Below are 7,624 nucleotides of genomic sequence, written 5' to 3'. Positions count from 1 at the left end.
AGTAAACTTAGTTGTTTTGAGTCGCCTTCGCTCCTCGATTTCCAATTCTACGCTCGGCATAGTCAAAACAAGTTTTGTCTCTGTATTCGCTTATCGAAAACATTGCAAACAAGTTTGACTTCGTCTTCTTCCTTCGCGCCTCACCAAAACCCAAACAAGTTTGCTTTTGGTTTGGGTTTGTCATCAGTTGCTTTCTGCTCGTATTGCTTAACGAAAATGTTTTGGTTACATTGTTTTTTAACAAACACCCTTAGAATGTCTTTTGTTTGCGTTTTAACATCATTTTCATACGATACCGGGACTATCTCTTTGTACAAACCACCTGGTTATCGTATTTCAAATTGATGGCAGAATAGCGGTTCCACCCCACTACATTCAGCCCTTCCTCCACGAAGCGGGCAAACTTGGCCAGCTTTGCCGGATAATCGTCGAGACTTCCCATAATGATCCTGAAATCGCCTGCCCGCGGGATCAACTCCACCTCTTGATCCTTTTGCACCACTATCTGTTCTATCCATGCATCCCAATCGGGGTGGGCACGGAGAAAGAGGGCAAAATCATACAATTGGTTGCGGGCAAACTTCTCATCGATGGTGCCGGTAGCCACAGGCACATAAACGGCGAAGTTACCGGAGACGGGCATAATACGGCGTTCATTATCCACATAGAAATTACCCTTTACATCCGAGATAACTCTCAATACCGGTTTCCGCTGAGATACCGTCGCCACGACAGAACCGCCCGCCGTGGTAAACACCCCTGCCGACTCCACCAGCCTGTTGGCGAGGATGGTATCACGGATGGCCAGTGTGTTGATCTCACCGAATGTTTTGCCGACGGGATAAAGATCGTACCGTTTTACCAGATCTACAATATCCTTCGCCGACACAAACCGGTAGTGGGTGCTATCTTCAATCACTACCCCAAAATTCTCACATATCCTGTTTCGCGACATATCCCTGAAATAGGAAGCCGAAAAGATCAGGTAGCCTATTACCACCGCCGCCACCAATATAATGAGAATTTTTTTCACCGCCCAAAAATATTTATCACCTGCAAAGATACAATTAAGTTATTCAATAGCGTGGAACCTTCAGAATCATTTACTTCCCGACAGGTATTTCTCCCTCAACACCCGTTCTATTTCGGGAACCAGCCTGTCGATATCCCCCGCGCCGAACGTCACCAGCACTTCCACCTCTTTTTTCCGGAGCAGATCCGGCAATTCCTGCTTCGTGCAGAGCATCTTCTCCGCCGCTCTTATCTTATCGAAAATGATCTGCGAGGAGACCCCTTCAATGGGCTCTTCCCTGGCCGGATAAATATCCAGCAGTATCACATCGTCGGAGAGCGATAAACTCTTCGCAAATTCCTCTGCAAAATCACGGGTACGTGAATAGAGATGCGGCTGAAAAACAGCCGTCACTTTCCTGTCGGGATAAAGTGCTTTGATCGACCCGATGGCAGCCGATAATTCCCGCGGATGATGGGCATAATCGTCGATGAAAACGATTTGATCGGTCTTGATATGAAAATCAAACCGTCTCCCTGCTCCCCGGAACGTATGCATGACTCCCCGGATCTCATCCGGCGTAACGCCGCACAAAAGGGTTGCCGCGGCGGCGGCCACCCCGTTCTCGATATTGATCTTCACGGGGACACCCGGTGAGATATCCCTGATGATTTCAGAAGGTGTCACCAGATCGAACACAATCTCTCCATTCCCTATACGGATATTCTCCGCATGAAAATCGCCTTCCGATTCCCCGTAGCTCCATACCTTCACCGTTTGGTTGCTCCGCGGGGTCAGCGGTATCCCTTTTTTCATGATCAGATGCCCGTCCGGCCGGATCAGTGAGGTGAATTTCTCAAAACTCTCCCTGTATGCTTCTTCCGTGCCATAAATATCCAGATGGTCGGGGTCGGCCGAGGTGATCACGGCGATCCACGGCTTTAACCAGTGGAAGGAGCGGTCGTACTCATCGGCTTCCACAACAGTGATCTTGCTCTTGTCGGAAAGCAGCAGGTTACTGTCGTAATTCTTCAGGATCCCGCCCAGAAAAGCGTTGCAATCCAGATGCGACTGCCGTAACAGATGGGCGATCATACTCGAGACGGTGGTCTTTCCATGCGTTCCCGCCACACAGACAGCATCGCTCGTACTTGTGATCTCACCGAGCAACTGCGCCCTTTTCATAACAACATACCCGTGCTCCCTGAAATAGAGGAATTCGCTGTGCGATGCAGGTACGGCAGGCGTATAGACCACCAATGTTTTTTCCTTATCGAAGAATGCTGCCGGAATGGAATGGGTATCATCCTGGTAATGGATGGATGCTCCCTCCTCCTGCAGCGATCGCGTAAGCGCGGATTCGGTACGGTCATAGCCTCCTACCCTTTTCCCCTTGGAGAGAAAGTAACGGGCCAGGTTACTCATACCGATACCGCCAATGCCTATAAAATATATCGACTCGTAATTCATCTTACTCAATGTGCTAATGAGACAAACCACGTTCACTCAATCTCCTCACCTCTTTCAAGAAAACGATCTTTTCTATTTCGTCGACGATCCGTTTCGCGGAATCATGCTGTGCCAGTTTCGCGATATTGTTACTGAGGCTTCTCAACTCCCGGTCGTTCCTCACCAGGGTCATCGCCTTATCAAACAGGACATCGGGAGCCTCAGCATCCGAAACCATGACGGCTGCGTCCTTATCGACCAGCGCCTGTGCATTCTTTGTCTGATGATCCTCAGCCACATTGGGCGAAGGTACCAGAATGACCGCCTTTCCAAGCAGGCTGAACTCCGAAATGGATCCGGCACCGGCCCGGGATATTATCAGATCGGCTACGGAATAAGCATAGTCCATCCGCGACACGAAATCCAACAGATACACGTTTTGCGGCATCTTGCCTTCCGTTTGCAGTTGGAGCATCTCTTTATAGTAATATTTCCCACATTGCCAGATCACCTGCAGGTCACCGGCTGCGGCCAGTTTCGGGAAAGCGCCTGCAATGCTGCGGTTGAGCGTACGGGCGCCAAGGCTCCCGCCCAGCAACAACATGGTTCTCTTGCCGGAATCCAATTGAAAGTGACTGTATCCTTGCGTACGATTCTCTGCCGAAACCACCAGATCCTGCCGGCAGGGGTTACCGGTGAGTACGATCTTCCCTTCCGGGAAAAACTTCTCCATTCCTTCGTATGCCACACAGATGGTGGCCGCCTTGCGTGCCAGCATCTTGTTAGTTACACCGGCATAGGAATTCTGCTCCTGAAGAAGGGTCGGTATACCTTTCGCCGACGCCGCCTTCAATATGGGGCCACTGGCATAACCTCCCACCCCCACAGCGATATCGGGTTTAAAATCATTTATGATCCTACGTGCTTTCTGCATGCTTTTGAGCAACTTCACTGCCACGGAGAAATTCTTCAGGAAATTCTGCCGGTCGAAGCCGGCTACCGGTAAGCCGATAATCTTGTATCCGGCTGCCGGCACACGTTCCATCTCCATCCTGTCTTCCGCCCCTACGAAAAGTATTTCGCTGTCGGGCCACCGCTCTTTCACAGCATTGGCAATGCTGATAGCAGGAAAGATATGCCCTCCCGTACCGCCGCCGCTGATGATTACTTTCATCATACCTGAATAATTTCAAATTCAACCTTATCCTCCAGCCTGTCGATCGACTCCTTCATCATCCCGGATAAGTCGTTACGGTCGTTATTTTCCTCCTCATCCATCCCGGTTTCCCTTTTGCCGGTCTCCTCTTCTTTCTTCTTCCCTATACCGAAGCGGTCGGCACTCAGGATCAACCCGAAATAGGCGCAGGTGATGAGGGTAGAGGTTCCGCCCCGGCTCACCAGGGGTAACGGCTGTCCGGTGACCGGGATCAGGTTGACCGCTACCGCCATATTGACAAAAGCCTGGACGGAGAGCATCAATGCCGATCCCAGCACGAGGTACTTGGGAAACAACTTTTCGGTTTTCCGCGCGATCATTCCCGCCCGGATCAGGATGATTACATACAGAAGCAATACAAAAAGCCCGCCCAGAAGCCCCATCTCTTCTATGATGATGGCATAGATGAAATCGGAATAGGCCTGCGGCAGGAAATCGCGTTCCGTACTGTTTCCGGGGAAGACACCCAGCACACCACCGTTTGCAATGGCGATCTTGGCGTGTGCCACCTGGTAATTTTCGTCGGTAATGGTATAGTACTCCTCTTCCGACAGTTCTTTATGTGTACTGAAATTGGCAATCCGGTTCTTCCATGTTCCCAGTCGGCTCAAAGCCCCGGATTCAGTCCAACTCTCGGGGGTTACGTTCAAGAGCAGGAAAAACAGAAGTATCGCGGCTATGCCTGCCCCTGCGACCTTCAACAGCCGTAGGAATTTCACATTGCCGATAAACATCAGCAGATAGCAAACCCCGAACAGCAACACGGCCGTCGACAGGTTATCCATGGCGATGATCCCGCAGACAACCACCATCAGCCCGATCATCCACCGGAACAGAAGACCATCGTTCTCCCCGTTCTGTTTGCTCAGCAGAAAGGCGATAGTTCCCATCAGCGATATTTTGGCTATTTCCGAAGGCTGGATGGTGAATCCCATAAAAGAGATCCAGCGGTCGGCCCCGTTGACGCTGACGCCTATAAACGGTGTCAGGATCAATAATGCGATAGCTCCGAGCAACACGAATATCAACAGTGAAAAGTAACGGTAGGGAACGTTATGAATAAGCAGGATCACTCCCACACCGCCTACCAGGAACATGGCATGCCGCAGTATCGGCCCCCATATATTTTGTTGACGATAGACAATGGTACTGGTAGCGCTGAAGATCTCCACCAGTGAAATAACACACAGAATGATAAAGACCAGCCAGATCACTTTATCTCCCTTGAATATCTTACGCCCGAAATCACCTAACGAAGATTCCGTTTCCGCTACTCCTTCATAGGGTTGACCGGCTATTTGATTACTGTCGTTAAGCATATTTTTAATTTATTGATGTGCTGATGTTATCAAATCAATGCGCTTGCACATTATTCCCATTCACACATTGGCATATTATTCACATTATTCACAGTCTCCTCACGCACTCCCTGAACTGGTCACCGCGGTCTTCGTAATTTTTGAACAGGTCGAAACTGGCACAACAGGGCGAGAGCAAGACGGTATCGCCTTTCTGCGCCAATTCGTAGGCAGTATCCACCGCCTCTTTCATGGAACCGGCATCCCGGATATCATTTACTTTACCATCGAAAAATGCATGCAATTTGCTGTTATCTTTTCCCAGCAAGACCAACGCTCTTACCTTGCTACGTACCAATTCTTCAATCTCGGTGTAATCATTTCCTTTGTCCGTGCCTCCAAGGATCAATACTGTTTTTGTACGCATGCTTTGCAAGGCATACCAACAGGAATTCACATTGGTCGCTTTGGAATCGTTGATATACTGCACTCCACGTACCGTAGCCACTTTTTCAAGCCGGTGCGGAACCCCCTTGAAATCGGACAGGGAGGTACGTAACTGCTCATCGCTGACATCCATCAGTTTTGCCACAATGCCTGATGCCAACGAATTATATACATTATGCATCCCCTCCAGGGCAAGCAATTCCAATTCCATATCGAATATATTTTCTTTTATTTGAATATACAATTTCCCGTTTTCCGTATACGCGGCCATATGATCGCGCTTCTTCTCACCAAAGGGATAGAAAGCGGCTGCCGGTTTCAGTTTCTCTATTTCTCTTGTCACTAACGGATCATCTATCCAATAGATAAATGCGTCTTCCGTTTCCTGATTCCGGATGATCCGCATTTTAGCGTCCACATAGTGTTGGAGATTATGATCGTAGCGATCCAGATGATCAGGGGTAATATTCAGTAGTACCGCTATATCAGCTTTAAAATCGCAGACCCCTTCCAGTTGGAAACTGCTCAGTTCCAATACATAATAATCATAAGATTCCTCTGCCACCTGGCGGGCGAAACTCTTTCCGATATTGCCACCTAACCCCACGTTCAATCCTGCCGACCGCAGGATATGGTAGATCAGGCTGGCCGTGGTGGTTTTACCGTTGCTGCCGGTGATACAGATCATTTTCGCGTCTGTATATCTACCTGCAAATTCAATCTCGGAGATCACAGGAATACCTTTTGCCAACACCTTCCGCATGATGGGGGCGCTATCCGGGATACCGGGACTTTTCACGATTTCGCCGGCCGCCAATATGCTCTCTTCGGTATGTCCGTTCTCCTCAAAATCTATCCGGTATGCTTTCAGCGTATCCCGATGCTCATCGTTCAGCACGCCGCTGTCGGACAGAAACACCCTGAAGCCTTTCTTTTGGGCCAGTATGGCAGAGCCTACGCCGCTTTCGCCCCCACCCAGAATCACAATCAACTTCTCATCCATCACTTCACCAATTTAATTGACCAATTTAATCGGTTCAAAATCTATTGCCGGTATCCTGACCAGTGCCTCTCTTTTTTACCACACCAACATCATTACCGCATTTTGAGTGTCGCCAGGGCCAATACGGCCAGGATCATTCCTACTAACCAGAAGCGACTCACGATCTTCGGCTCGGGCAACGGAGCGAAAGGCTTCTGAATAAAGGCGTCAATGCTTCCATCACCCGGCTTTTGGTAATGATGATGCAGGGGTGTCATCTTGAAGATACGTTTACCCACCCCGAATTTTTTCTTTGTAAATTTAAAATAGGCTACCTGCGCAATGACCGATAACGCCTCCACAAAAAATACCCCGCATAGAATAGGCAACAGCAGTTCCTTGTGGATCAGCACGGCAAAAACGCCGATAATACCTCCCATGGTAAGACTGCCTGTGTCGCCCATGAATACCTGGGCCGGATAGGCATTGTACCAGAGAAAGCCTACGCAGGCCCCCACGAAAGCGGAGGCAAACACCATCAGTTCGTCCCCTCCCGGTATATACATGATATTCAGATAAGAGGCAAAGTCGACACGTCCCGAAACGTAGGCAAGTATCCCCAATGCCACTCCGATGATGGCCGAAGAGCCGGAAGCCAGCCCGTCCAGCCCGTCCGTCAGGTTGGCACTGTTGGAGACCGCCGTTACTATAAGGATGACCACCAGAATAAAAACGACCCATACCGCCATATCCGCATAATCGCCCATCCAGTTGACAAGCCATTTGTAATCGAAATTGTTGTTTTTCACAAACGGAATGGTGGTGCTGGTGGTTTTCACATCCTCGTTTTGGTAGGTGACCTCCTCTATCACGTTATTCACACGGATCTCGGTATTTTCCCGGACAACAATTTCGGGACTGAAATAGATGGTGAGGCCAACGATCAGTCCCAACCCCACCTGCGCCACAATCTTGAACTTTCCTTTCAATCCCTCTTTATCCCTTTTGAATACCTTGATATAATCATCGGCAAAGCCTAATGTACCCAGCCAAAGGGTGCTGACAAGCATCAGGATAATATAGATATTCTCTAATTTTCCGAAAAGCAATGTGGAAGCCAGAATGGAGAGGATCACAATGACCCCGCCCATGGTGGGTGTACCCCGCTTGCTGTATTGTCCCTCCAGGTCGAAATTCCTGATGGTCTCCCCTATCTGCCG

General features: G+C 49.4%; 6 protein-coding genes. All 6 read right to left on the bottom strand.

Annotated elements, in window-relative coordinates:
• Positions 1 to 301 precede the first annotated feature (301 nt).
• The gene (locus Q0502_RS08570) at positions 302 to 1,033 is read right to left on the bottom strand and encodes a hypothetical protein (RefSeq protein WP_298649651.1); all 732 of its coding nucleotides are present in this window, start codon (positions 1,031 to 1,033) and stop codon (positions 302 to 304) included.
• A gap of 66 nt (positions 1,034 to 1,099) precedes the next feature.
• Complete coding sequence (gene murC / locus Q0502_RS08565) at positions 1,100 to 2,482, bottom strand: UDP-N-acetylmuramate--L-alanine ligase (protein WP_298649648.1); 1,383 nt, start codon at positions 2,480 to 2,482, stop codon at positions 1,100 to 1,102.
• Positions 2,483 to 2,495: 13 nt separating this feature from the next.
• Entirely contained in the window at positions 2,496 to 3,638 is a 1,143-nt protein-coding gene (gene murG, locus Q0502_RS08560; protein ID WP_298649646.1) for an undecaprenyldiphospho-muramoylpentapeptide beta-N-acetylglucosaminyltransferase, read from the bottom strand.
• Positions 3,635 to 4,996, bottom strand: a complete 1,362-nt coding sequence (locus Q0502_RS08555; RefSeq protein ID WP_298649643.1) for an FtsW/RodA/SpoVE family cell cycle protein — start codon at positions 4,994 to 4,996, stop codon at positions 3,635 to 3,637. Before Q0502_RS08555 ends, murG begins: the two co-directional genes overlap by 4 nt.
• Before the next feature lie 88 nt (positions 4,997 to 5,084).
• Positions 5,085 to 6,425 carry a UDP-N-acetylmuramoyl-L-alanine--D-glutamate ligase gene (gene murD, locus Q0502_RS08550; RefSeq protein WP_298649641.1) on the bottom strand — a complete coding sequence of 447 codons (1,341 nt, stop codon included), beginning with the start codon at positions 6,423 to 6,425 and terminating at the stop codon, positions 5,085 to 5,087.
• A gap of 92 nt (positions 6,426 to 6,517) precedes the next feature.
• A partial coding sequence (gene mraY / locus Q0502_RS08545) for a phospho-N-acetylmuramoyl-pentapeptide-transferase (protein WP_298649639.1) occupies positions 6,518 to 7,624 on the bottom strand: 1,107 nt, incomplete at its 5' end.

Source organism: uncultured Proteiniphilum sp., assembly GCF_937873925.1.
Lineage (GTDB): Bacteria > Bacteroidota > Bacteroidia > Bacteroidales > Dysgonomonadaceae > Proteiniphilum.
Note: the sequence above shows the minus strand (reverse complement) of the source record. Positions and strands in the feature narration are given on the sequence as shown.

Coding starts and splice junctions, on each gene's coding strand:
- murG (WP_298649646.1), bottom strand. CDS start 3,638: ATGATGAAAGTAATCATCAGCGGCGGCGGTACGGGAGGGCATATCTTT.
- murC (WP_298649648.1), bottom strand. CDS start 2,482: ATGAATTACGAGTCGATATATTTTATAGGCATTGGCGGTATCGGTATG.
- murD (WP_298649641.1), bottom strand. CDS start 6,425: ATGGATGAGAAGTTGATTGTGATTCTGGGTGGGGGCGAAAGCGGCGTA.
- Q0502_RS08555 (WP_298649643.1), bottom strand. CDS start 4,996: ATGCTTAACGACAGTAATCAAATAGCCGGTCAACCCTATGAAGGAGTA.